We start from the raw sequence: 26172 nt of genomic DNA on the forward strand, positions 1-26172 counted from the left end.
ACATGGCGCGGATCCTTGTCCGGCAACCTTTTCGAACTCTATCCGAGCCCTATTGAGGTGTCAAGCAAACTGCCTATCTCCTCTTCGGATGAACCGGCGCAAACCTGAATCCTGCTGCTATTCGCCCGCGCGACCGGCCGCCGAAGCTTGCCCCTTTCGCCCGTGATGCAGGAACACCGACACACTACCCGCGCCGTTATCCGCCGTCACCAGACCAGGCTCTTCCATGTTATCGGCAGAGACACGGTAACTCGCCACGGCAAAGGGTCCGTTCCTCGTACGGTAATTGCGAGGCGGATAATGAAACGTGCCGTCGCCTCGCCCGAAGAGAATGGAGAGATCGGTCGATTGCAGATTCACGATGGCCACATCCGCAATATGGTCGCCGTCAAAATCGTGAGCCGCCCCGAAATTCGGGCTGGCATCGGCGCCGGAATCCTTACCGGGCTGGAAGGTGGCATCCCCATTGCCCAACAATGTGGTGAAGCTGTCCCCTTCTCCGTTGATGACTAACAGATCAGGCAGAGAATCGTTGTTAAAATCCGCGAAGCTGACGCCAAGCGGCCGGCGCCCGGTCTTATAGTCTTTGGGATCCCGAAATGTCCCATCGCCATTGCCGATCCACACAGATACGGCACTTAACATCGGTCCGCCATTCGTGACCACCAAATCCGGTTTGCCGTCCTGGTTGAGATCTTTCAATGCCACCGACGTGGGTGTGTCGCCGTATTCATATTGAAAGCCGGGACGAAAGGTTCCGCCGGCACTCCCGAGAAAAATCTTCACTTTGTCGTTGCGCAGCGCCACCGCCAGATCGGGATGACCGTCACCGTTCACATCCTCGCTGGACACAGAGACCGGCGTACGATGGACCGGATACTGCGGCCCATCTTCGAACTTCCCGTTGCCTCGTCCGAACAGGATCGAGACCTGATCACTCCCCGAGCAGGCAAGCACCACATCGAGTTGGTCATCGTGATTAAAGTCGTTGATGGCCAGGGAGCGGGGCTCCTGACACACCTTCACCTGAACCTGATCTCGAAACGTGCCGTCGCCGTTGCCGAACAACAGCGAAATCGTATTGCTCGATATGTTGGTGGTGATAAGGTCCGTGATTTGGTCGCGATTGAAGTCGGCTGTGGTGACGGTGGTCGGATTCTTACCGACCGGGTAACTGGCAAAGTAGTAGAAAGGGTCGGGCGGAACGTAGGGATCGGCCTTCGAACAGGCGGAAAGCATGATCAACCCGGCCAATAACACCGGTCCAACACCGAAGAACGACCGAATCTTGATGCCCCGACGGTCGGCGGTCATATCCATCTCGATGAAAAAGGCATGACATTCCGGCCAAGTCCATGCTTCGCCGCTCCCGGTTCTCGTCCGTTGGGCGGAGTATACAGAGGCCCCTCGGGCTTCGCAACGAATGGCCCGCTCCGAGAACATGCCGCCGGGGCGAACACGACTACTTGCCGAATGGGCTCAAGCATCTAGGCCTTTCGCCCCTTTGAAAACTTGGAAAGCCTTAGGCTACAATGCGGGCCAAGTGTGGAGGAGGTGCCCATGAGCAAGACAGCCAATATTCCTTTGTCGATGTACGGTGTGGCAGAAGTGTTGAAGTGGTGTATCGATCGCAATAACGGCCGCGTCAGCGGTGTCGATACGGACGGATTTAAGAAAATGCAGGCGCTCCTGGCGGAGAAGCCGACGTCGAATGATTACTTGGCACTGGACCAGTTCTGGAAGAAGCAAGTCATGTTGGAACTGACGGAAGACGAGGTATCGACCATCGACCGCTGTCTTTACGATATTCCAAACTTTGACAACGAACCGCTCCCGCAGATTCGACATAAGTTCTGGCCTGACGCCGTCGGAGCTCACTAAGCCCCGGCTATCCGCGATCGACCACCATCTTCCGGCAACCCACAGATCGTCATGCGCTGTGGGTTGCTGTGGGATTGTGCTGTTTGAGATCACGCGCCCAACGCTCCACTCATACCTTCCCTCCCGAAGGAGACTGTGCGTAGTCGCGGCCATCCTGCGATAGCCTCAAGTATGTTGATTTGATTGTTGGCGGGGGAATAGGCCCGTCCAGCCACGCGATGAGGCAGAACGGGCCCCGGATCGACAGGGCCTGGGAAACCCGAACAGATTGATGTTCCTGCTTTAGAGCGACCCCTCTCCTTTGAGAAACTTCCGGAATCGACCCATGAGGTCGGCGCCAAGGGTGCCGCCTTCCGGTTTCTTAACCTCCGGGTCACTGAAGTGTGACCGGATTTCCTGAAGGCGCTTCTCCGCCTGATCGTTCCCCTGCAATCGCTTGGTTTTTTGGAGGGCGGTGTCGAAGGCATCGAACGTGAGTTCGTTATAGCCGAACGACCGAATGCGCTTCACAGCCTTCATCATGGCCTGATTGCGGAATGTCGTGAGGTGCTCGGAATCGACCTCTTTCAACCCCAACTTGCGGGCTCGACGTTCGGCTGCCTTGCGGATCCCGCTGCGCACGAAATCCGGTGAGGTTTGCAACCGCTTCCAGGCCTCATCGCTCCAGGCGACACGTTCTTGCGGGGCCTCCCACAACTGCACCGCAGTCTGCTCATCGATTCTGGTGAACCCCTTCTCTCGCGCCAGCTCTTCCGTATCATGCCGGATCATGTCGCTCACGAAATCCATGGCAATCGGCGGGGACTCCTTGATCTTCTGCTGCAAGAGCGCCAACGCGCCTTCGGACCATTCCAGTGGAGCCGCCTCCCGCTCGCGGATCTCACCCAAGGCCTCGACCTTCTCAAAGAGATCGACATTGACCTCCATGTGGCCGCCTTTGCGGGCGATCTCGTCGGCGATTTGCTTGATCATCCCGCGCATGAACTCCGGCACGGCCGCCAGGCGTTCCTTCGCGGCCGCGGTCCAAGGCAGCTGCCCCTTGGCCATTTGATCGGCGGCCTCAGCCATGCCGCCCTCACCGCCCATGGTCCCCATCATCTGACCTTTGAACTGATCGAGGATTTCTTCGGTGATTTCGGGATAGCCCAACTCTCGCGCCTTCTTCTCAGCCAGGCGGCGGACCATTCCTCGCAAAAACATGGGAGCGCGCTCCATTCGCTTGAGCGCGCCGTCACTCCACCGAACCTCTGGGGCTGTTATATTTGAGGACTCTGCCACGGTATCACTCCTGTTACTTATTGAGTAATTCCTTCAGTTCCTTGCCTGCCTTGAAGAATGGCACACGCTTGGCCGGCACCGCAACGGTCGCACCGGTTTTCGGATTACGACCTTCCTTCATCCGCCGGGCGCGGAGACGAAAACTCCCGAACCCTCGGATCTCCGTCTTATTCCCGTTCCGCAGCGAGTCGCGAATACAATCGAATATCGTGTTCACCACGATCTCCGCCTGCCGCTTCGTCAATGTCGTGACCTGCTCCGATACCCGCTCGATAATCTGCGCTTTGGTCATCGTCCCTCTCCTCGTGGGTGGGGCTTACGCACGGATGAATTGCTGCGTTGCCTTACCGATGCGCTCCGGCCGTTCAGAACGCCATCAGGTATTTCAGTTTGACGCCGGTATTCAACTCCAGCCTCGGAAACACCGACGCCCAACGTGACTCGATGATATCCCGAAATGAAAACCGCTTGCGAGGCTCGACCACTTTCGGTTCACCCTCCATACCGGCAATGTCCGCCGCGATGTGGATGGCATCGTCCAGATCGCCCAGTTCGTCGACCAGCCTCGCGTCTTTGGCCTGGCGTCCGGTGTAAATCCGTCCATCCGCCAGCGGCTCCACATCCGACACCTCCAACGACCGCCCGTCGGCCACCGCTTGAATGAACTGGTGGTGGACATCGTCCATCACCGACTGCAGGAGCTTGCGTTCCTCATCGCTCATCTTCCGCAACGGGGACCCGACGTCTTTGAATCGCCCACTCTTGATGACCACCCCTTCGACCCCGACCTTTTTCATCAGGCCTTCGAAGTTGGCCATTTCCATGATCACGCCGATACTCCCGGTCAACGTGCCGGGATTGGCAATGATACGGTCCGTGGCCGCGGCGATGTAATAACCTCCGGAAGCAGCAACCGTCCCCATGGAGGCGATCACCGCCTTATTGCTCTTGTTTTTTACCCGCTTCACCGCATCGTGAATTTCCTGAGACGGCACGACGCCGCCGCCGGGACTGTCGATGCGCAGTACGATCGCCTTGACCAGCGGGTTCTCGCTGTATTGCTTCAACTCGCTGATGGTCGCTTGTGCATCAAGGATCACGCCCTCGATGCGAATGAGGGCTACACGATCCTGGCTTGAGAAATCGAGGTCTGGGAGGAGCGCGTTCAAGAGAATCAACGCTCCTCCCCCGATCACGATGGCCCAGAAGATACGTCGCAGCAGGCTCCGCTGTGGTCTCACCGCCGTGTCTGCTTGTGGCCCCATTCGGTCTCCCGTCACCTAGGCTTCGGAATCGCTCTGGTTCCGCTTCCGGCTTTGCTTGGCCGCGCGACCCAGGGTCTGATCGATCCCGCCCTGAGAGGCGTGGAACTCATCGACCTGGCGCCGATCGGAATCCATCTGGTGATCGCGCAAGCTGAGCGCAATTTTCCGCTCATCGCGATCCACCTTGATGATCTTCGCCGTGACGTCGTCACCCGGCTTGAACTTCTCTTCCATGCGAACGTTCGTATCGAGTCCGACTTCGCTGATATGAATCAGACCCTCGACATCGCCATCGAGCTCGATGAAGAGTCCGAAATCGGCGATCTTGCTGACCTTGCCGGTAATGCTATCGCCGACCCGATACTTGTTGGGAATCTGCTCTTCCCACGGATCGCGTGACAATTGCTTATACCCCAGCGAGAGGCGCTCCTTTTCCTTGTCGATACGAATGACCACCGCATCCACCTTCTGGCCCTTCTTGAAGAGCTCCGACGGATGCTTGATGTGCTTCGTCCAGGACATGTCGGAAATATGGATCAGCCCGTCAATACCTTCTTCCAATCCGACGAACGCGCCGAAATCGGTCAGGCTCTTCACCTTTCCTTCGATCCGCGTTCCAGCCGGGTACTTCGCCTCGATCATGTCCCACGGATTCGGCGCCGTCTGCTTCATGCCGAGCGAAATCTTCCGGCTTCCCGGATCGATGTTCAACACGGCGGCTTCCACCTGATCGCCGACCGAGACGACGCGCGACGGATGTCGCACTTCGTGCGTCCAGGACATCTCGGACACGTGGACCAATCCTTCCACGCCGGGCTCCAACTCAACGAAGGCGCCATAGTCGGTCAAGCTCACCACCCGACCACGGACGCGCGTGCCCACCGGGTACTTTGCCGCCACACCGGTCCAGGGATCTGCCGACTTCTGCTTGAGGCCCAAGGAAATACGGCCGGTTTCACGATCGTACTTCAGCACGGTGACTTCGACCTTGTCGCTGACCTGGAACAATTCGGAGGGATGCCCCACACGACCCCAGGACATATCCGTGATGTGCAGCAATCCGTCGATGCCGCCGAGGTCGATAAACGCTCCGTAATCGGTGATGTTCTTCACCGTCCCCTGAATCAACTGACCTTCCTTCAAGGTCGACAACGTCGTCTGACGGCGACGGTCGCGCGTCTCTTCCAACAAGACCCGTCGGGAAACGACCACATTGCCACGGCGATGGTTGATCTTAATGATCTTGAGGGGAAACGTCTTGCCGACCAGCCCATCGAGATCGCGGACCGGATGCAGATCGATCTGGGAGCCGGGCAAGAACGCCTTGACGCCGATATCGACCATCATGCCGCCCTTGATACGGGAAATGATCTTGCCTTCGATGCTCTTTTCTTCTTTATGCAGCGTCTCCAATTCCTCCCAGATTTTCATCTTGTCGGCTTTTTCTTTGGAGAGCACGAGATTGCCGTCCGCGTCTTCACACTCTTCGAGGTAGACCTGGAGGCGATCCCCGACCTTCAATTGGGCCAATTCTTCATGCGAGAACTGGTCGGCTGGAATCATGCCTTCCGACTTGTAGCCGATATCGACCACGACTTTGTCCTTGCCGATGGCCACGACCATGCCCTCGGTGATGGTGCCTTCCTCAAAATTGCGGAAGGTTTCCTCATACATCGCCGCCAAGGCGTCGCGATCCAGCTTGGGTTCACTTTGCGGTGTGACAGTACTCATGAAAAGGTCCTCGTCCTCCGGCTCGTGCCGGGTGCTGATAGTGAGAAAAACCGAGTCTTACTCAGCGTTGCAAGACTTGGCTGTTGGTGTTGCGGCGGAATCGTGGGGCTGCCCGGCGTTGGCCGGTCTGTCCCCCGGAATCGGAACCTGTCCGAGCTCTGCGATCTTCGCCATCACCGTCCGACTGACATGTTGATAAAACGCTTTTCCTTCCAACCGCGCGGCATCCGCGGAAAAATCCAGCGGCTCTCCGTAGGCCACCGTCACGCGACGAAATCTCGGCCACTTGGCGCCGGGCGGCAGCACCTCGAACGTGCCGCCGATATGCGCCGGCACAACCTGACAGCCCGTCTGCGACACGATCACCCCGATCCCCGGTTTGCCGGGCTTCAGCGCGCCGGTCATCGTACGCCCACCTTCGGGAAAAATGGCGACGGCCTTCCCCTCCTGTATCAACGAGACCGCTTTGCTGAAGGCGTCGCGATCGAGACGACCGACCCGTAATGGAATCCACCCCAGGGCCTGCAGCAGGCCGTTGAGCAACGGCATCGGAAACAAATCGTGCCGCCCCATATACCAGACCCGGCGGGGAATCCCGCACCCGAGCAGCGGGATATCCAGATAACTGGCATGATTCGAGGCGATCAGGAACCCGCCTTGCCGCGGCACAGTCCCGACGGTGCGATACCGGAAGCACAGCCACCCGATGGTGCGAGAAATGACCCACAACAGGCCATACAGTGCCGAGCTCACAATCTCGCCGTGATCACGGCCAGCATGTGCTCAACGACTGCCTCCGCCGGCATACTCGACGTATCGATCCGTTCAGCATCGGGCGCAGGAATCAGCGGTGCCACCGTGCGAGAACGATCGCGATCATCCCGCCTGGTCATATCGCGTTTCGTCTGATCGAACTGAACCGAGTGGCCTGCGGCCACCAGCTCACGATGTCGTCGCGTCGCCCGGACTTCCGCATCGGCCTCGAGGAAAAACTTCACATCCGCTTCCGGAAACACCCGGGTTCCGATGTCGCGCCCCTCCGCCACGACACACCCCTCGGCGCCGATCTGCCGTTGCACCGGCAGCAGCCATTCGCGGACAGCCGGAATCGCCGAGACCATCGACGCCAGTGCCGTCACCGCGGGCGTGCGCAATTCACCGGTGATATCCCGCCCATCCAGCAACACATGGGATTGCTCGGGACCACAGGCCATATGCAGCGTCGTCTTGGGAAGCAGCGCGGTGATGGCGAACTGATCCTCAGGGCTCAATCCCGCGTCTCGCACTTTCCACGCAATGGCGCGATACAAGGCGCCTGTATCCAAATAGAGGTATCCAAGCCGCAAGGCCAGAAGTCTGGCGACCGTACTCTTGCCGACCCCTGCCGGACCATCAATGGCGATGATCAACCCGCGCTTCCCGCAGCCGGATGTGCCCGGTTCACCCACGTAATCCTCGCACTATAGACGTTTCCCAGAATCAGTCAACAGTTCCAAGAGCTTACGATCGAAGTTCGGGAACGAAGTCTCGATGCAAGCCGTGCCCTGAATCTGAGTCGGCTGGGCAGCGGTCAGGGCACCGATCGCGACGGACATGGCCACGCGGTGGTCGCCGTGACTCGCGCAGGTCGCCCCTGTGAGCGCGCCGTTCGCACCCTTGCGCCCCAGCCCCTGTATCACCATGCCATCCGGCCGTTCTTCGATCCGCGCGCCCATCGCCCGGAGTTCAGCCGCCATCGTCGCGATACGGTCGCTTTCTTTGACTCGCAGCTCTTCAGCTCCGGTGATTACTGTTTCACCGTCGGCCACGGCCGCCGCGACACACAAAATCGGGAACTCATCGATCGTCTGCGGAATCTGTTCCGGCCCGATCTGAACTCCCCGCAGCGGCATCGACCGTACGCGCAGGTCCGCGACCGGCTCCCCGGCCTCTTCACGAGGATTGAGCACCTCGATGTGCGCGCCCATCTGGCGCAGAATGTCTAATAGACCGGTCCGGGTTGGATTCATGCCGACCGACAGCACGGTCACATCGGAATCCGGCACAATCGAGGCGCCGACGATAAAAAATGCGGCTGCGGACAGGTCACCCGGCACCACCACGGTTTTTCCACTCCAGCGTATGGAGGGCCGCCCTTCGATCCGAACCGTACACCCGTCACGGTGAAAAGGAATTCCGAAGTAGGCAAACATACGCTCGGTATGGTCACGGGAAAGCCGTGGCTCTGAAATGGTCGTCAGGCCATCGGCATACAGCGAGGCGAAGAGCAGCGACGATTTGATCTGAGCGCTCGCGACCGGGGACTCGTACGACATGCCTTTCAGCCGGGTCCCGGTGATCGCCAAAGGCGCCAGTTCCCCGCCCTTTCGTCCGGCAATCGTCGCCCCCATGGCTCGCAAGGGTTTCACGACACGTCCCATGGGACGACGTCTGATCGATTCGTCTCCGGTCAGGACCGTGAAGAAATCCTGGCCTGCCAACAACCCCGCCATCAGACGAATGCCGGTTCCGGAATTGCCGCAATCGATCGGGCCGAACGGCTCCGTGAGACCCCACATGCCTTTGCCATGGACCGTCAACCGCTCCGGCGTCTCTTCGATTCGCACGCCCAGCGACTGGAACGCGCGCATGGTATTCAAACAATCTTCCCCGCGACAATAGTCGGTGACCTGGCTCAGCCCCTCGGCCAGGGCCGTCAGGATAATCGCCCGATGGGTAACGGACTTGTCGCCAGGAACCGCAATCGTGCCCTTCAGCGGACGGCCCGGCGTAATAGTTAAGGATGCCATGGCAGCCTAGCTCTTCCCCGATGTGCGAGGGGTGAGTTGTTCCCGTTCATACTTGGCCTGATCCAGTTGCTTCTCGATCCCAGCGGCGTCACCGGCCGCAATCAACCGTTTGAGTTCGCCGAGATGCCGCTCGTACGTCTCGATCAACGACACCACATTGTCCCGGTTCCACAAAAAAATGTCTCGCCACATCTCCGGGGAACTGGCTGCGATTCGCGTGGTATCGCGTAATCCACCGCCGGAATGGCTGGCCAGATCGAGTTCCGGCAAACCATGGTCACGCACGTCGGCCAGCGCCGTCATCAATGCAAACGCGGCGACATGCGGCAGGTGACTGACGGCACCGAGAATCTTGTCGTGCAGAAAGGGATCCATATCCAACACAATCGAACCCGCGAGTTCCCAGAGAACACGAACCGTTTGAAGCGCCTCCGGATCGGTCTTGGCCGTCGGAGTCAGAATGCAACGCGCCCCCGAGAAGAGAGTCTCTGATCCTGCGGCCACCCCGGTCTTTTCCTTGCCGGCAATGGGGTGCGCACCGACGAACCGCACCGACGGCGGCAGCAAGGCCTCCGCGCGTGTCACCAGCTCACCCTTGACGCTGCCCACGTCACTGACAATCGCGCCCGGCTTCAGGCAACCGGCCCATTCCCGTAAATGTCGCTCATAGGTATCCACCGGTGTCGCGAGCAGCACAAAGTCCGCCCCTTCGACGCCTTCGCGCGGATCCGACACATACCGATCGATGGCGCCCACTTCGACGGCTGTCTTGAGATTTTCAACGCGTCGCCCGATACCGACAACGGAATCCGCCAGCTTTTGACGGCGCAGGATCATCCCCAGCGAGCCGCCGATCAGCCCGACTCCGACAATCGCCACCTGCTTGAAATGTGGTGCCATCATTGAATGAGTGCGTATCTTCAACTCGCCTGCACGGTCGACGATCACGTTCGTAACGGTGATCAGATCGTCCGGTCGACTGCCGCAGCAATTCTCCGCAAATCCCCCATCAACTCCTTGAACTTCGAGGGCCGGATAGACTCTTCTCCGTCGCAGAGTGCACATTCAGGATTGGAATGCACTTCGATCAGGAGCCCGTCGGCACCGGCCGCGATCGCCGCTTTCGACATGGGGGCTACCAAATCCCATTTGCCCGTCGCATGACTGGGATCCACGATAACCGGCAAATGCGACAGACTCTTGAGGGTCGGAATGGCGGCCATATCCAACGTATTTCGATACTGGGTTTCAAACGTGCGGATGCCGCGCTCGCATAACATGACATTCCGGTTGCCGCGGGACATGATGTATTCAGCGGAGAGGAGGAATTCCTTGATCGTGGCCGAGAGACCGCGCTTCAACAGCACCGGCTTATCGTAGGCCCCGACTTCCTTGAGCAACTCGAAGTTCTGCATGTTCCGGGCGCCGATCTGGATGATGTCGGCCTTCTCAAGAAACAGCTCGATATCGCGGGTGTCCAGGATCTCGCTCACCACCGGCAGGCCGGTCTGTTTTTTGGCTTCGACCAAATAGTCCAGGCCTTCACGCCCCAATCCTTGAAAAGAATAGGGCGAGGTGCGCGGTTTGTATGCACCGCCACGAAGGACGGTCGCGCCGGCCGACTTGACCTCGTGGGCAATACCGACGGTCAGTTCCAACCGTTCGACCGCGCAGGGACCGGCCATAATCGTGATTTTCTTATCGCCGATTTTGACGCCGTTCACGTCAATGATCGTGTTCTCTTTCTTGAACTCCCGGCTGACCAGCTTCCAGGGAGCCAAAATCGGCAGGACACTTTCGACCCCTGGCAATGCGGTCAACGGCTGATTGTGCAGGATACGATCGTCCCCGATCACCCCGATAATGGTCCGCTCCTGGCCGGCAGAAATATGCGACTTCAGTCCCAACTCGCGAAGCCGGTCGATAATGTGGTCGACTTCCCGCTCCGACGCGTCAGGCTTCAAGACAATAATCATGATCTCGTCTCGCTTTCCTTATCGAGCGGCGCGCGTCACGTCCGCAAGCGCGCTCAGGAACAGTTGATTTTCTTCCGGAAGGCCGATGGTCACCCGCAGCATTCGGCCGTCGATGTGGCGGACGATGATGCCCTTCCGCAACAGCGCGTCGAATACCTCGCGACCATCTCTCCCGACATCGAAATAGAGAAAATTCGTTTCACTGGGCAAGGCCTCGAAGCCCAAGGTCAACAAGCCTGTCCGGACCTTGTCCATTTCCGCATGGTTCAAGGCCCGACTCGCGCCCACATGTGCCTCATCGTCCAACGCCGCCAACGCGGCGCGTTGTGCCATGCTATTCGCATTGAAGGGTGGACGGATTCGATTCAGGTAGTTCGTGATTTCCGGCGTGGTCATCCCATACCCGATCCTGAGCCCGGCCAAGCCGTAGATCTTGGAGAATGTCCGCAGCACGATGACATTACGACCCGCGTTTACATAGCTGAGCGACTCCGGGAATTCCGGATGCCGGACATATTCGTAATAGGCCTCGTCGAACACCACCACCACATGATCGGGCACGCGCGCCATCAACGCCGCCACCTCAGCCTTGGTCGCCATGGTGCCGGTGGGATTGTTCGGATTGCACACAAACAGCAGGCGCGTCTTGTCGGTGATGGCCGCTGCCATGGCCGGCAAATCGTGGCGCCAATTCTTCTGCGGCACTTCCACCGCCACACCGTGCGCGGCCTTCACCTCCATCTTGTAAATGACGAAGGTGTGCTCAGCCATCACGGCCTCATCACCCGGCGACAAAAAGGTTCGCGCAAGCAGGCCGAGGATTTCGTCCGAGCCGTTTCCGAGAATGACGTGATCCGGCGTGACTTTCCACCGTTCGGCCAAGGCTCCGCGCAAACGAAACGCCCCGCCGTCCGGATACCGATGCAGAGTCGGAGCGGTTTCACCCAAGACGGCGAGCGCTTTGGGCGACGGGCCGATCGGGTTTTCATTGGATGCCAATTTGATCGCGCGCGGGAGCCCTAACTCTCGCTGCAGCTCTTCGATAGGCTTTCCAGGAACGTACGGGACAAGGGAGGCGATATCGGGATGCACCTTCAATGGCATGGCGTGACTCGGACCTCTAGGAATAGGCGGGATACGACCCGAGAATCTTCATAAAGAGACAGCGGCTCTTCACCTCTTCGGCCGCCTTCTTGACCCGTTCTTCATCGATATGCCCCTCGATGTCGACAAAGAAAATGTATTCCCACGCCTTCCGGCGGGAGGGGCGCGATTCGATCTTGGTCATGTTGAGGCCATGGGAGGCAAACGGACGCAACAAGTCGTATAGCGCACCCACCTTATCTTTGACCGACAACATCAGCGACGTTTTATCGCGCCCGGTTCGCTCCGGCGCCTTCTGCGACAACACCAGAAAACGCGTGAAGTTGTTGATGTTGTCTTCGATCCGGGCCGTGATGACCTTCAGTCCGTACAACTGGGACGCCAGTTCGGACGCGATGGCTGCAGCCGACGGATCGTCGACGGACAGTTCAGCCGCCCGTGCCGTACTGGCCACTTCGGACACCGGCACGTGAGGCAAATTCGTTTCCAACCAATTGCGACATTGAGCAATGGCATGCGGGTGCGAATAGATCCGCTTGATCTCTCCTGCGACCCCGCTCTTGGACATCAGGTGATGCGCCACTTCCTGCAACACCTCTCCATAGATGAGCAGACTGGAATCGACGAACATATCCAGCGTGTGATTGACTACGCCTTCGGTGGTGTTTTCGATGGGCACGACGCCAAAATGGGCTCGACCACGCTCGACTTCGCTGAACACATCTTTGATGCTGTTGACAGGAATGTATTGGGCAGACGACCCGAACTTCTGCATGCAGGCCATGTGCGTAAATGTCGCTCGCGGGCCGAGATAGGCGACCTTCTGAGGCCCCTCAAGGGACAACGAGGCCGACATGATCTCTCGATACACCGCCCGGATGGCATCGGTGGGAAAGGGACCGGTATTTTGCTTGCTGAGGCGTTCAAAAATCGCCGCCTCTCGGGCCGGCGTGTGCAGATGCGCTTCCGCATCTCTCTGTTTCTTGAGTTTTCCAATTTCGATCACGGACTTCGAGCGCTCGTTCAAGAGGCGCAAAATCTGATCGTCGATCCGATCGATTTCCTGGCGATGTCCTTGCAGGTCATCAGACATGACGGGGGGACTCCCTCCTCGCGACACCTGCCTTTAGAGAGACGAGGCCGCGAAACGATTCCAAGCCAACGGGATGAACTTGGACAAGTGAGTATCCTACAGGAGCCGGCGAGGGCATTGCAAGGATAGGTGTGGGGATTCAAGGAGTTGTGACGGATGTGTCGTCATCGGAGAGCGGCAGAAGGTCTTTCTGTTTTTTGAAATGGTCGAAGGCCAGCCTGGTCGCCTGCCGGCCGCGGCCGGTGCGTTCCAGAAACCCGGCTTGGATCAGATACGGCTCATAGACGTCCTCCAGCGTACCCCGGTCCTCCTGCACCGCCGCCGCTAAAGAATCCACCCCGACCGGTCCGCCGTTGAACTTCTCCATGACGGTCAGGAGAATGCGCCGGTCCATCTCATCCAATCCGGCGGCATCGACTGCCAACCAGACCAACGCGTCCTGCGCCACCTGCTTGGTGATACGTCCACCGGCCTTGATCTCGGCATAGTCCCTGATACGTTTAATCAGCCGATTCACGATACGCGGTGTGCCGCGAGCCCGGCGAGCAATTTCCGCAGCACCTGCCTCGTCGATCGGAATATTCAGCAGCCCTGCCGACCGTGTAACGATCGATGTAAGTTCCTGTGACGAATAAAACTCCAGCCTGTGAACCAAACCGAACCGGTCCCGCAACGGCGACGTCAATGCTCCGGCCCTGGTCGTGGCTCCGACCAGCGTAAACCGCGGCAATTCCAGCTTCACGGTTCTCGTGGAGGCCCCTTGACCGACCACCAGATCCAGTTGGTAGTCCTCCATGGCCGGGTACAGGGCCTCCTCGACAGAGGCCGGGAGGCGGTGGATTTCGTCGATGAACAACACATCCCGTTCCTGCAAATTCGTCAGAATCGCAGCCAGATCCCCGGCATGGCTCAGGACTAAGCCCGAGGTCGACCGAATCGCTGAGCCCATCTCCCGCGCAATGATATGCGCAATCGTGGTCTTTCCGAGCCCCGGCGGCCCGTAAAAAATGGCATGGTCCAGCGCCTCACCACGGCGTTTGGCCGCCTCGATACAGATCTCCAGGGATTCCTTCATCCGTGACTGACCGACATACTCCTGCAAGCTGTGCGGGCGCAGCGCGGCTTCAAGGCCACGTTCGTCGTCGGTCAATTGATTGCTTACCGTGCGGTCAGACATGGGACGATCCTGTTCGACAATGCGTCGGCGTTATCTGGCCTCGGGTGAGGGCCTGAATTTCGGCGGCGGCGGCACGGCCCCTTGACCTGGCGCAGCCGTACTGCCGCAATCAGGCGGGCACCTGACTCCACCCTGACCGGGATTGGGCATGGTTGATCCCATGTTCTGTAACTGGCATTGCGACACCAGCCCACCATCTACAGAGCCGCAACGCGAGGGGACGTTCGAGCGCCCCACTTCTACATACCCTTCGGGACAGGTGCCGCAGACGGAGAGCATGTTGCCCCCGAGCGGCACGCACTGCACCAGGGACGGCTCGCCGTCCTTGCACAGCTCCGGCGCATGGGTCACACCGGTTGTGGCATAGCCCTCCGGGCACATTCCGCAAGTCTTGCGGATGCTCTTCGGTTCCTCCACACCATCGGCCGCGCCGACTAACCCGGCGGATCCGGACGAGACCATCGCGGCCACAATGACCAGCCTCACCGTACCGACTAACCGGCGACTACCCCACCACCTGCGCAACGACTTCATCATGCGTCACCCCTTGGCCAGGTCTTTGAGTGCCTCACGAATCGCGCCTTCCAGTCCCTGCGCCATAGCGCCGGACTTTTCGATCCTCTTCAACGCTTCTTTCACATCCGGTTGTCGATAGCCCAAATTCACAAGGGCCGACAGGGCGTCCTCATAGAGCCGATTCGCAGATCGTCCGCTCCCCGGCTCGGCCGGTTCGCCCGCTGGATGCAACCGCGCGACCTTGTCCTTCAATTCCAGCGCGATCCTCGCCGCAGACTTTTTCCCGATCCCGGACACCGTACCCAGCTTCTCAATATCACCGGCCTGGATGGCGGAAAAGAGATCGCGGACCGAGAGGGTGGACAGGACACTTAGTCCCAATTTGGGTCCTATGCCGGAGATCCCCGTCAGCAACAGAAAGGCTTCTTTCTCCGCGGCGGTCAGAAATCCATAGAGTTGAATCGCATCCTCACGCACATGGGTATGGATGCTGAGCGTGACAAGCTCATGCTGATGAGGAAGAGAATAGTAGGTACTGAGGGGAATCAATACTTCGTAGCCGACACCATGCACATCGAGCGTGACGTGCGAAGGCGCCTTGAAGGCCATGAGGCCCGTCAGTAAGGCGATCATGTGATCAACAGGGGGGTGTGATGCGAAGGGCCCGAGAGGCTGGCTGCGTGCGCGTCGATGCTCGGTGCCAATCCTTCAGAATCAGGCGGTAGCGGCAGCCACCTTCTCCATGACCTCGTCGGAGATGTCAAAGTTCGCATAGACCTTCTGCACATCGTCGTGCTCATCCAGAATTTCCATGAGCTTCAACATTTGCTCAGCAGCCTTCTCCTCCAGCGCGATCGTATTCTGCGGGATGAAGTTCAATTCGGCAAGCGTGCACTCGATTTTCGCATCGCTGAGCGCCTTTTTGACCGCCTCAAAATCGTGGGTGTCGGTGAGGATTTCAAAGGCCTTGTCTGTCACTTTCACATCTTCGGCGCCGGCTTCCAAAGCTAAGCTTAGCAGCGCATCCTCTTCTACCTTCCCCTTCTCAAGGACCAAGACCCCTTTTTTATGGAACTGCCAGGCCACCGCGCCCGCCTCCGCCATATTGCCGCCGTTCTTGGTCAACAAATTGCGGATCTCGGCCACGGTACGATTTCGATTATCGGAGGTGATCTCCATCAGCACCGCCGTCCCTCCTGGACCGTACCCTTCGAGCGTGAACTCCTCATACGTCACACCGGGCAATTCACCCGTGCCGCGCTGGATGGCCTTCTTCATGTTATCGCCGGGCATGTTGGCTTCTTTGGCCTTCGCAATGGCCAGTCGCAAGCGTGGATTGCCATCGGGGTCCCCGCCTGATCGAGCCGCAATCGTCAACTCGCGGATAATACGGGTAAAGACTTTCCCCCGCTTGGCGTCGACCGCTGATTTATGCCGCTTGATTGTTGCCCAATGACTGTGGCCACCCATGGCGACTCCTCTTGGCCTGGACCGACCGCCTGTCGATCGAGTCCAACGCTCATTGATATGCTGATTCAAAAGGTAGAGCTAACACAGTCCTCACAGAAGTGTCAACGCGAGGCCGGCCCCCTGTGGCCAGGGGAATGTCCTACTCTGAATAGATGAGCAACTGAAGCCCAATGAAGACAACGAGGCTCGCCCAGAGCAACTCCCAATACGAACGTTCGGTGAGGACGGACCGCGTTCGCCAGCCGGAGACCAACTTGGATGATCCCGCGGTGATCGCCATCATGCCCATGATCACGTGATGGAGCACAATTGTACTGGCGGCAGGATGGTCACCGTGCGAATGGCTGAACAACATGAGCCCTCCGACGATCGCAAACAGCGGAAGGGGCACCATCCACACCGCATGCGCCAACCATCCGATTCGCCGCAGGAATTCAACGACACCGACGACGAAAGCCAGCACCCCATAGGTCTTGTGCTGGAGCACCTCCTCATCGCTCCCGAAGAACGTCTGCGCGAAGGTCATCGACCCGATGGGCCACGAGTCATGATCACTCCAAATGAGAAGAAAAATACCTCCCACCGTCAAGGCGCCGGGCAGTAAAAACCTCGTCCAAACCAAGGCCGGCCACCCCAAGGCCTGACGGACTTCACTCAGCCCGATCAGCAACAGAAATACACCCGCCATGTGATGATTGAATTCCGAATAGGCAATGCCCTGTCGCGACCCCTCCCACAGTTCTCCCCTGACAGCCGCATGCTGATGTCCCTGCTCCTGAACGGCCGCGTCATGCCCGTGATCGGCATTCCCAGCCATCACAAATGAACCGCTCCACGGCAGGGCGGCCAGACACAGCATCCCCACGAACGGAAACCATGGCATCAGGAATCTCGGACAATGAATCGGTCGAGAGAAAAACACCGGCAGGAATTGAAAGGCCCATCCGGACTGCCGGATGGGCCGCGCACTCGTCTCACGCATGCATTCGTCGGCTACATAAACTTCATGAACTTCTCTTTGGCTTCATCCATCACTTGCGCCGTGATCTCGACCAAGCCGCGCTCCTTGGCAATCCGCTCAATTTCCCGGCGGGCCATCGGACGAATGAAGTCAGGAATGTTATCCATGCGTTGTTCGGCATCCTTGGTCCAAGCAATACCGTTGGGCGAATCGTTCTTGGAATCGTCCATGACCTGCAGCGTAATGCTCTTATACCCATGCTTGCGCGCATAGGCTTCCACACTGCTCTGAACCATTGGCTTCACAAAAGACGGCAAGCGCTCCAACTTCTCCTTGGCGTCTGCAGTCCATGTGAATTCGCTCGTTCCGTTTCCATTCTGCGGCTTGCCGCCCGAAGTTAATCCCATTTCCGCGACCATCGCCGAGAAGGGGCACCCACCGGACGTCTTCTCTCCACCGGCATCCGGCGCGCTGGGCTTCGCAGAAGCCGCAACCGGTTGCCCGCCCTGAATCTTCTCGTTGAGATAGGCAGCCATCTGCCCTGCGCCGGCCTGTGCCTCCTCTTTCAGCGTCCCGCGAGTCATCTCGAACGGTTCTGCCGTCTCTGTGCGGCCTCCGAGCTTCACACCGAGCGAGGCAACCATTTGGGTCTCGCCAGGATTCGTCACCATGGAGAACTTCGCCTCGCAGGATGGACAGCCGAAGAAGACACCAAGTGAGCCCTCACCGGGTTTTTCGACCTTCTGAAACGTCATGTAGGTCTCGCAGTTCAGGCAAACGAACTTCATAGGATCCCCCCTCCGGGTCGGTGTGCTTACAGCTTTTCCGCCAGGACTTTTTTGTAATCCAGTAACGCTTGAATCCGCCCGACGATTTCTTGATATTTCTGGATCGTCGGATACTCAAGATCGAGGAGCGGCTGCCCCTTATCGAACGTTTTGGCAAACTTACGATCGAACGGGATACGGCCGAGCAAAGGCAGGTCCAGCACCTCGCACATTGCCTCCGTGTTCCCCTCGAACAACTCATTCTCGGCGCCGCAGGATGGACACCGGTATTCACTCATGTTTTCTACGACACCTAACACCCGGATACCCATGTCCCGCGCGTAGGTGACGGATTTCTGCACCACGTCGGAAGCGACTTCGGACGGTGTCGTGACGACGATCGCACCGGCCAGGTCGGGAATGAATCCCGCGATGACCGGCGGTTTATCAGCAGCGGCACCCGGCGGGAGATCGGCGAGGAGATAATCCAACTCTCCCCAGACCACATCGGCCAGGAACTCGCGGATCACGTTCATTTCCATGAGGCCGAGCCAGACCGGGCTCAGATCCATCGGGCCCTTCCACCGCACCGGCGAGGCATCATCGAGGAAAAAATCCATCGACGCCACCTTGATGCCTAAGGGACCGACGGGAGGCTGCGCCCCTTCCGGAGTCATTCTTAGCGACTGACCGTGTAAACCCATCATCCGTGGAACGCAGGGGCCGTTCAAATCGACATCGAGCAGTCCGACCTTCGCCCCCTGTCGCGCAAGGGCCAACGCCAGGTTGACGGTCGTCATGCTCTTGCCGACTCCGCCCTTCCCGCTCATCACCACCAGCTTCTGCTTGATGCCGGCCATTCGAGCCTGCACCTGCTTCATCTGGGCAGTGATCTGCTGCACCACTTTCGCGTCGTCGGAATACTGAAGCTTCGTGAGGATCGTCTTGAGATCCTTGCCGGCAGCCATGGTCATGAAAAACCCTCGGAATTGTTGATGAAGAACGCTACCACAGGGGTTTCAATAGAGTCAAACCGCCCCGCCCCCATCGACTAGATGGAATATTGGATGGTGGACTTCGTTCCGGAGGGCTGGATGAGAACCCCCCGCCGCTTCAACTCCTCCAGGATCTGACGGGCAGCGGCGTCAAAATCCTGGGGGCCCGCGAAATGCAGATCGGTATTCGGTGGCGGTTCTTCCCCCGCCCTGCTCATGTGCACGGCAATCACCGGAGCCGGCTGAACCAACGTCCGTATCATCTCGGCCATTCGCTGATAATTGATACCGAAGGTTTTGCTGGTGGACACGACAATGAGCCCCGTATCGATGAGCAACCTGGCAACCTCTCCATACCGGCGCACGCGCTCGGCGGCAAAGGACGGATCGGCCGCTGACAAATCCGCATCTAATCCCTGCAGCAGATTTTCGCCTTCCAGCAGGTATGCGTGGCGGCTATCGGCGACCAATAACGCTTCGACCCGTCGGGCGAGAAACGTCTTTCCCGTCTGGGCTGAACCGGTGAACAACACGATGGCGGCCCGATGCCCGTATTGCGTCGCGCGGTCCTCTGCCCGGACATCGCCTGTAAGCCACGCATATTCCCGCTGCCGTGCTTCCTCCCGCAGCCCTTCCTGCTCGTCATGCACCAACTCGGTAATGATCCCGCCCCCGGCAATGTCGTACTCATCGACCAGCACGAACCGGCCTGTGGCTTCGAATGAGGACGAGAGATCGAACGCGAGCGGCGCTTTCACACGCAGGGTCAGTTCGGCGACCTGATTCTTCGCCACCGCCTGGCTTTCCTGAAGCTGCGCGAGATCGGCGGTATCGATAATCCGATGAATCGCGGCCACCTCGCAGGCGACTTCACGCGTGGCGAGGCGCAAGACGTACTTCCGCCCCTTCTCCAGCGGCCGCCTGCCCATCCAAAACAAGTTCACACGAACCGCCGTGGAAACGAGCGGAATGGATTCCCGATGGGACGCGATTTCGCCACGCTCCACGAAAATCTGTTCGTCGAGCGTGATGCCGACCGATTGACCGGCCTGTGCCTCACCCCGCGGGGGATCGACATTGAATCCTTCAATCGATTGCACGATGGCTGTCTTGTTGGACGGCGAAAAGACCAGTTGATCACCGACTTTCAAGCGGCCCGCTGTAATGCGACCGGCCAGAATCCGCCGCGCATCGAACTTATAGACGTCCTGCAGTGGGAATCGGAGCGGCTGTTCCGAGCGAACCTGCTCCTTCTTGAAGAGGGCCAGCGTCTCCAGCACCGTGGGCCCCTGATACCAGTTCATATGGCTGCTGCGCGTCGCGATGTTGTCACCCATCTTCGCGCTGACCGGAATCATCTGCTGGGGGACCGCCCGGAACTGACCCAAAAATTCCCGATATTCCTTCTCGATCCCGTCGAACACATCCTGCCGATACCCGACCAGATCCATTTTATTGACCACCACCGCAAACTGCGTCACGCCCAGCAGCGACAGGAGGTAGCCATGCTTCTTGGACTGCTCGCGCACGCCTTCCAACGCGTCGATGAGCAACAACGCGGCTTCCGCCCGGGCCGCGCCCGAGATCATGTTCTTCAAAAACTCTTTATGTCCCGGTGCGTCGATAATGATGTACTGCCGCCCGTTCCAGATAAAGAACGTGCGCGCCGTATCGATCGTGATGCCCTGCTCCTGCTCTTCAAGAAACGCGTCGAACAGGAACGCATACTCAAATTCCTTGCCCTGTTGGCGGCAGATCGCCTGCACCTTTTCCACTTTGCCTTCCGGCAAGGAGCCCGTATCGGCATAGAGTCGTCCCACCAGCGTGGACTTCCCGTGATCCACATGGCCCACGATGACGATGTTGAGACTCTCCTGCGGCTTGGTCTGGTCGTGCTGTGTCATATGATTCACTCGTTCAATGGAACCCCGGTTCATGATCGTGATCGTTCGAATGCCCGCCGGCTATCCAACCGGCGTGGGCCGCCTCACATGTACCCCTTCTTCCGGAGCATCTCCATGCCCCGCCCCGCGTCCTGCGCGCGCCCGGCCCGCTCGGCCACATTGGTCCCGCGGAGTTCCGCGATAATCTCATCCACCGTCTTTGCCGTGGATTTGATCGGCATAGTACAGGGCGCGCAGCCCAAACTTCGATACCGTGTGCCATCCCCCCTGTCCAGGTATAGATCCATGAAAGGGATGTTTTCATGCTTGATGTATTCCCAGATGTTGATCTCGGTCCAATCAAGGAGCGGATGAATCCGGATATGCGTGCCCGGCGGAAAGGTGGTCTTGAACTGATCCCACAGTTCCGGCGGCTGGTCGCGAAAATCCCAATCCCCGTGTTTGTCGCGCGGGGAAAAATATCGCTCCTTCGCCCTGGTACTGTCTTCATCCGCCCGAACACCGAGAATAATGCCGGTGTAGCCCTTTTCTTCGACCAGATTCTTCATGGCCGTCGTCTTTAAGGCGGTACAGCAGACATCACGCCCGAGCGTGTGGTTCATCCCGGCGGCCAAGGCCTCTTTGTTCTGACCCACCACCAGATTGAGGCGCCACTCGCGGGCAATCCGGTCGCGATATTCGATCATCGCAGGAATCTTGTAACTCGTATCCACGTGGAGCAAGGGAAACGGCACATGCCCGAAAAAGGCCTTGCGGGCCAGCCACAAGAGCACCGTCGAATCCTTCCCCATCGACCAGAGCATGGCGAGGTGATTGAAATGCTTGTAGGCCTCCCGAAGGATATAGACGCTTTGATCTTCGAGTTGACGTAAATGTTTCATGGTTCACACTCTTCCGTTTACGCTGAAATGCCGACCTTCGGCGCGTTTCCCGCGCTTGATCCGGCGACCGCCACCAATTCAGCCAGTTTGGCCTTGGCCTGACCGGACTCCAACGCGCTTCTGGCGGCCCCAAGATTTCCAGTAATCGACGTCCCCTTGCCGGCTGCATAGAGCAACATGGCCGCATTGAGGAGGACCCAGTCCCGTTGCCCGCCCTGAATCTCGTTGGCGAGGAGCCGCTTGATCAGATCGGCCTCCCGCTCCCGCTGCTCGACCGGGAACCCGGCCATTTCCCGGAAGGTCGCCATCGACAAGCCCGCATCCTTCGGCTGGAATGTAAATGGAGTGATGCGTTCGTCCTTGAGTTCCAAGAGCCGCGTGGAATTGCCGATCGAGAGTTCCGGATCCCCTTCGACTCCGCGAATCACCAACGCACGGGGACAACTCAACATACGCAGCGCCTCGATCGTCTTTTCGAAGTAAGGCGGATGCGACAGCCCGATCACCTGCGAGGTCGCGCGGGCGGGGTTGAGCATACGGGCCACAGGATGAAAGAAATTGCGCACGCCCAACTCCTGCCGCATTTCCAGAAACCGGCTCACCGGGGGGTGATACAGCGCCAGGTCCAGGTACGCGAATCCCTTCTTTTCCAATTCGGCTCCGACCGACTTGGCGGTCATATCGACAGGAATGCCCAAAAGCTTCAGCACCGACGAGATACCGAGCCGGTCCGGAGGCCCATCCACTCCGTGCAACAGCAAGACGGCTCCGGCGGCCGCCGCGACGATGGCCGCAGGAAGGATGGCGTGAAAGGTTTCCCGTTTCCCCGCATAGACGGGCACATCGACGACTCCGAGCCCGGAACGGACCGGCACCGGCGGCACATATTGGCGCGCGGTCGCAGTGAAGGCCGCTAATTCCGTGACCGATTCCGACTTGAATCGCATGGCCGTGAGGAACGCCCCTATTTGAGCAGGGGTGGCGGTTCCCTCGATCATGAGGCGCATGGCCTGCTTGGCTTCTTCCCACGTGAGATCCTTGGATGTTTTTTGACCTTTAGCGACTTTGGCGAGCAGATGTTGCATGGATGGTAATGACCTTGTCTAATTTCAGGGTGACGATGATGTTACTTGTGCAGCCCGCACTCGGTCTTGCCGAAATTCTTCCACCGACCGGAACGCGGATCGTCTCCCGGAAGGACAGGCGCCGTACAATGGGTACAGCCGATGCTGGGGTAATTGCGGTCGTGTAACGTGTTATAGGGCACCTCATGGAGCTGCAGATACGTCCAGACGTTTTCACTGCTCCATCGGGCCAGGGGATTCACTTTGACCAGGTTGAATTTCTTGTCCCACTCGATCAGCCCGGCGTTTGCCCTTGTGGGAGACTGGTCTCGCCGGATCCCGGTGATCCAGGCCGAGTACTCGCCGAGAATACGAGTGAGCGGTTCGATTTTCCTGAGCTCACAGCACTGATCCGGCTTGCTGGCCCACAACATGGCGCCGTGCTGGGCAGCCTGCTGTTCCGGCGTCAACAGAGACTTCATTTGAATGACCTGCGCCTGCTTCAACCCGTACCGCGCGATAATGCGATCACGCACGTCGAAGGTTTCAGGAAACAGAAAGTCGGTATCCAGATAAAACAGCGGTGCGTCCGGATCGATGCGATGCACCATGTCCACCAGGGCGACATCTTCCGCCCCGAAACTGCAGGCCAGCACAATGCGCTGCCGGTAGGTCTTCAACGCGTACTCCAGCAGGTCCCATGGCTGCTGAGATTCAAACGAATCACTCAGTGTCTTCAGCTCTGCGTCGGAGGGTCGTGCAGCCGGCTTCTGTGTGTCTTTCACCCTTCTTACCCCTCGACCTTTTCCACAAGAATTTTGAAATGCTTGGCCTCAGGCTCCAACGGCCCCTCGTCGAGGATCTTGTGTCCGTCGTTTCGCAAGCTCATCGGCACATTGCGAATGGGTTCTCCGGCGTCGAGCCAGACCTCCAGCTGCTCGCCGTTGTCCATCATTTCCAATTTCAATTTCGTCTTCACATAATTCATCGGGCAGGCCACGCCGCGCAGATCGTACACAGGCGCCTGAGCCGCGGCAACGGGTACAGGCGAAGCAGGCACCGCAGCAGGAGCTGCAGTCGGCAGGGCTTCTTCCTTCACCTGGGCCAACTTCAGATCTTTGCCCATTTGTTCCGTGGCCGCCCGACAGACAGCGAGAAACCGCTTGGCGAAGGCCATTTTCTCCGTCGCCGCCTCGGCAGTCGCGTCCTTAGAACCAAGGTCGCCGACTTGGGCGCCAAGATTCTTATAGGTGACCGGGACGATGCCCTTGCAGGCCAGTCGTTGATCGAACTCCTGGAAGGTTTCGGCATCGGTGGCCGGATCGAGGCCTTCGGTCACCAAAAGACCTTTCGCCGCCGCCAGTACCGCCCGATACGACTTATTCACCGACAAGGCATACTGATGCTTCTCGACCAGCAATTTCGCCTGATAGAGCTCCTGATCGGCCTCTAACATACGGTCGTCGATCATCTCCAAGGCGCCACCCGCGCACTCGCCGGGGCCTAGATCCTCCAGCACGAATTCCGCCTCACCTTCCCAGTCGTAGTAATAGGTCGAATCCTGCTCGTACGGCGGCACGATCGTGTAGGGAATGAGTTCGTCCTTGAGAATATTCTTCCCGACACGCGCAATGAACGATTGGAGGCTCTCACCCGCCTTCCGATCCCGACGATAGACGTCTACCAGATGGCGCACCGCCGCCGGAACACTCTTCGCGGGCAATTTGACCGCCAATTGTCCGATCTTCGGCGTGCCGTCCACATGCCCGCCGAGATGCAGCTCGTAATGCGGAGCCGTATGTTCGCCAAGACGTTTGCCGACTCCGTGCAACCCGATGGTGGCAATATGGTGCTGGGCGCAGGAGTTGTGGCACCCGCTGATCTTAACGCTCACATCCCGAAGATCTTCCGGGACCTGGCCGGCGGGAAACACTTCCGCCAGCGCCCTGGCCATGCCCTTAGACGAGGTAATTCCCAATCCGCAGGTGTCGGTGCCAGGACAGGCGATGATGTCTTCGACCAGCTCTGCGCCAGGATCGCCCAAGCTGTGCTGCATCAGTTCCTGATAGAACTCCTCCAGCCGCCCCTCGGGAATCCATCGGATGACCATGTTCTGATTGATGGTCGTCCGAATATTGCCGTTCGAATACCGTTCGGCCAAGTCTGCGACGACCCACATTTGGTCGCCCGTCAGATCGCCCATCGGCAACTTGATCGCCGCCGTCACAAAACCCGCTTGCCGCTGTGGCACGACATTCGTGCGCCTCCAGGCCTGGAACGCGGAGACCTGGCCATTGAGTGACACGGCACCATCCCCGCTACCGTTGCCATGACCGTTGGACAGGACGCCTGCCTTGGTCGGCATCATGAGCGGCGGCGCATCGGCATAGTCCAGCAGCTTGATCGGCTCGTGCGTCGGCACGGCATAACCCATGGCCGCGTAGGCCGCTTCCCAGCGACGCTTGAATTCGTCGAAGCCGAGCTTCTCGATGACGAACTTCATGCGGGCCTTGTTGCGATTCTTGCGGTTCCCGAGCGTGTCGAACACCTTGATCACCGCCTCGATGGTCGGGAGTAATTCGTCCATCGGCGTAAATTCTCGTAACACCTGGGCCATGCGCGGTGTCGAGCCCAATCCACCGCCCGCCACCATCCGGAAACCGATGGTTCCGTCGGCCCGCTTCGCCGCGAGCAACCCGATGTCGTGGATGGGTGTGAGCGCGCAATCCTGCCGACATCCGGACAGCGCAATCTTGAACTTGCGCGGGAGACTCTGATTCAGCGGATTGCGCAGCAGATGATAGGCCACCGTCTTCGCGTAGGGCGTCACATCAAACACTTCCCCTTGGCATACGCCGGCCAAATGACAAGCCGTGACGTTTCGTACGGTATTCGCGCAGGCCTCACGCGTGGTCAACCCCACGGAGGCCATCAGACGCATCATCTCGGGGACGTGTTTGAGTTCCACGAAGTGCAGCTGAATGTCCTGCCGTGTCGTGACATGACCCACGCCGGTGGCATACTGGTCGGCGAGATCGGCCACTTGCCGCAGCTGGTTCGCCGTCAGCCCACCGAACGGGATCTTAATCCGCACCATCTGGACACCAGGTTGCCGCTGGCCGTAAATGCCATATTGCAGCCGGAAGGGCTTGAAGATGTCGGTGGAGAGGTCTCCGCCCAGGACACGTTGGGCTTCCGCTTCAAACGTTTCGATTTCTTCGACTATATGGGCCGGAATAGGCTCCGTTTTAATCGCTGGACGGAGAGCCACTGTATTGGGAGTCATCATGACGACCTCGTCGGTTGGGAAGTATTGTGCG

General features: G+C 58.8%; 24 protein-coding genes and 1 pseudogene. 1 reads left to right on the forward strand and 24 read right to left on the reverse strand.

Annotated features, from left to right (window positions below; genetic code table 11):
- Nucleotides 1-117: 117 nt before the first annotated feature.
- Nucleotides 118-1314 (reverse strand): FG-GAP repeat domain-containing protein, encoded by a 1197-nt coding sequence (locus NSND_RS11705; protein WP_159450760.1) that lies wholly within the window; start codon nucleotides 1312-1314, stop codon nucleotides 118-120.
- A 246-nt stretch (nucleotides 1315-1560) separates the two neighbouring features.
- Between NSND_RS11705 and NSND_RS11710 the strand changes: the two genes are divergently transcribed.
- Entirely contained in the window at nucleotides 1561-1881 is a 321-nt protein-coding gene (locus tag NSND_RS11710; RefSeq protein ID WP_080879182.1) for a hypothetical protein, read from the forward strand.
- Nucleotides 1882-2163: 282 nt separating this feature from the next.
- Here the strand turns inward: NSND_RS11710 and NSND_RS11715 are convergent, their stop codons facing one another.
- The 23 genes and pseudogenes from NSND_RS11715 to NSND_RS11820 all read right to left on the reverse strand — a co-directional run bounded on the left by NSND_RS11715 (nucleotide 2164) and on the right by NSND_RS11820 (nucleotide 26141).
- Nucleotides 2164-3159: a PCP reductase family protein gene (locus NSND_RS11715; RefSeq protein WP_143833527.1), complete on the reverse strand. Its 996-nt coding sequence runs from the start codon at nucleotides 3157-3159 to the stop codon at nucleotides 2164-2166.
- Nucleotides 3160-3172: 13 nt separating this feature from the next.
- Nucleotides 3173-3454: pseudogene (locus tag NSND_RS11720) on the reverse strand (HU family DNA-binding protein); the annotation flags it as partial.
- 70 nt (nucleotides 3455-3524) lie between these two features.
- Nucleotides 3525-4424: a signal peptide peptidase SppA gene (gene sppA, locus NSND_RS11725; RefSeq protein WP_080879184.1), complete on the reverse strand. Its 900-nt coding sequence runs from the start codon at nucleotides 4422-4424 to the stop codon at nucleotides 3525-3527.
- A gap of 15 nt (nucleotides 4425-4439) precedes the next feature.
- On the reverse strand, nucleotides 4440-6155 hold the full coding sequence (locus NSND_RS11730; protein ID WP_080879185.1) for a 30S ribosomal protein S1: 1716 nt from the start codon (nucleotides 6153-6155) through the stop codon (nucleotides 4440-4442).
- A 57-nt stretch (nucleotides 6156-6212) separates the two neighbouring features.
- Nucleotides 6213-6908, reverse strand: coding sequence for a lysophospholipid acyltransferase family protein (locus tag NSND_RS11735; RefSeq protein WP_159450762.1), 696 nt, complete (start codon nucleotides 6906-6908; stop codon nucleotides 6213-6215).
- A complete protein-coding gene (gene cmk / locus NSND_RS11740) occupies nucleotides 6905-7603 on the reverse strand; it encodes a (d)CMP kinase (protein WP_200810520.1) in 699 nt (232 codons plus the stop codon). The genes NSND_RS11735 and cmk overlap by 4 nt, the downstream gene beginning before the upstream one ends.
- A gap of 12 nt (nucleotides 7604-7615) precedes the next feature.
- The gene (gene aroA / locus NSND_RS11745) at nucleotides 7616-8944 is read right to left on the reverse strand and encodes a 3-phosphoshikimate 1-carboxyvinyltransferase (RefSeq protein WP_080879187.1); all 1329 of its coding nucleotides are present in this window, start codon (nucleotides 8942-8944) and stop codon (nucleotides 7616-7618) included.
- Between the two features lie 6 nt (nucleotides 8945-8950).
- Nucleotides 8951-9847: a prephenate dehydrogenase gene (locus NSND_RS11750; RefSeq protein WP_200810521.1), complete on the reverse strand. Its 897-nt coding sequence runs from the start codon at nucleotides 9845-9847 to the stop codon at nucleotides 8951-8953.
- A gap of 59 nt (nucleotides 9848-9906) precedes the next feature.
- Complete coding sequence (gene aroF / locus NSND_RS11755) at nucleotides 9907-10920, reverse strand: 3-deoxy-7-phosphoheptulonate synthase (RefSeq protein WP_080879188.1); 1014 nt, start codon at nucleotides 10918-10920, stop codon at nucleotides 9907-9909.
- Nucleotides 10921-10938: 18 nt separating this feature from the next.
- Nucleotides 10939-12024 carry a histidinol-phosphate transaminase gene (hisC, locus tag NSND_RS11760; protein ID WP_080879189.1) on the reverse strand — a complete coding sequence of 362 codons (1086 nt, stop codon included), beginning with the start codon at nucleotides 12022-12024 and terminating at the stop codon, nucleotides 10939-10941.
- Between the two features lie 16 nt (nucleotides 12025-12040).
- Nucleotides 12041-13117 carry a prephenate dehydratase gene (gene pheA / locus NSND_RS11765; RefSeq protein ID WP_080879190.1) on the reverse strand — a complete coding sequence of 359 codons (1077 nt, stop codon included), beginning with the start codon at nucleotides 13115-13117 and terminating at the stop codon, nucleotides 12041-12043.
- Between the two features lie 139 nt (nucleotides 13118-13256).
- Nucleotides 13257-14294 carry a Holliday junction branch migration DNA helicase RuvB gene (gene ruvB, locus NSND_RS11770; protein ID WP_080879191.1) on the reverse strand — a complete coding sequence of 346 codons (1038 nt, stop codon included), beginning with the start codon at nucleotides 14292-14294 and terminating at the stop codon, nucleotides 13257-13259.
- 30 nt (nucleotides 14295-14324) lie between these two features.
- Nucleotides 14325-14831 carry a hypothetical protein gene (locus NSND_RS20985; protein WP_143833528.1) on the reverse strand — a complete coding sequence of 169 codons (507 nt, stop codon included), beginning with the start codon at nucleotides 14829-14831 and terminating at the stop codon, nucleotides 14325-14327.
- A 3-nt stretch (nucleotides 14832-14834) separates the two neighbouring features.
- On the reverse strand, nucleotides 14835-15443 hold the full coding sequence (ruvA, locus tag NSND_RS11775) for a Holliday junction branch migration protein RuvA (RefSeq protein WP_080879192.1): 609 nt from the start codon (nucleotides 15441-15443) through the stop codon (nucleotides 14835-14837).
- A gap of 81 nt (nucleotides 15444-15524) precedes the next feature.
- On the reverse strand, nucleotides 15525-16280 hold the full coding sequence (locus NSND_RS11780; protein WP_080879193.1) for a YebC/PmpR family DNA-binding transcriptional regulator: 756 nt from the start codon (nucleotides 16278-16280) through the stop codon (nucleotides 15525-15527).
- Between the two features lie 139 nt (nucleotides 16281-16419).
- Nucleotides 16420-17163: a hypothetical protein gene (locus NSND_RS11785; RefSeq protein WP_143833529.1), complete on the reverse strand. Its 744-nt coding sequence runs from the start codon at nucleotides 17161-17163 to the stop codon at nucleotides 16420-16422.
- 110 nt (nucleotides 17164-17273) lie between these two features.
- A complete protein-coding gene (locus NSND_RS21280; RefSeq protein WP_159450763.1) occupies nucleotides 17274-18029 on the reverse strand; it encodes a PCP reductase family protein in 756 nt (251 codons plus the stop codon).
- 26 nt (nucleotides 18030-18055) lie between these two features.
- Nucleotides 18056-18982, reverse strand: coding sequence for an Mrp/NBP35 family ATP-binding protein (locus NSND_RS11795; RefSeq protein ID WP_080879195.1), 927 nt, complete (start codon nucleotides 18980-18982; stop codon nucleotides 18056-18058).
- Between the two features lie 77 nt (nucleotides 18983-19059).
- Nucleotides 19060-20907, reverse strand: coding sequence for a GTP-binding protein (locus tag NSND_RS11800; protein WP_080880869.1), 1848 nt, complete (start codon nucleotides 20905-20907; stop codon nucleotides 19060-19062).
- Between the two features lie 83 nt (nucleotides 20908-20990).
- Nucleotides 20991-21788 (reverse strand): sulfate adenylyltransferase subunit CysD, encoded by a 798-nt coding sequence (gene cysD / locus NSND_RS11805; protein WP_080879196.1) that lies wholly within the window; start codon nucleotides 21786-21788, stop codon nucleotides 20991-20993.
- 17 nt (nucleotides 21789-21805) lie between these two features.
- A complete protein-coding gene (locus NSND_RS11810; protein WP_080879197.1) occupies nucleotides 21806-22873 on the reverse strand; it encodes an anthranilate phosphoribosyltransferase in 1068 nt (355 codons plus the stop codon).
- A gap of 41 nt (nucleotides 22874-22914) precedes the next feature.
- Nucleotides 22915-23637, reverse strand: a complete 723-nt coding sequence (locus NSND_RS11815) for a phosphoadenylyl-sulfate reductase (RefSeq protein ID WP_080879198.1) — start codon at nucleotides 23635-23637, stop codon at nucleotides 22915-22917.
- Nucleotides 23638-23642: 5 nt separating this feature from the next.
- Nucleotides 23643-26141, reverse strand: coding sequence for a sulfurtransferase TusA family protein (locus tag NSND_RS11820; RefSeq protein WP_080879199.1), 2499 nt, complete (start codon nucleotides 26139-26141; stop codon nucleotides 23643-23645).
- Nucleotides 26142-26172: the final 31 nt, after the last annotated feature.

Origin of the sequence: Nitrospira sp. ND1, assembly GCF_900170025.1 — a bacterium.
Taxonomy (GTDB): domain Bacteria; phylum Nitrospirota; class Nitrospiria; order Nitrospirales; family Nitrospiraceae; genus Nitrospira_A.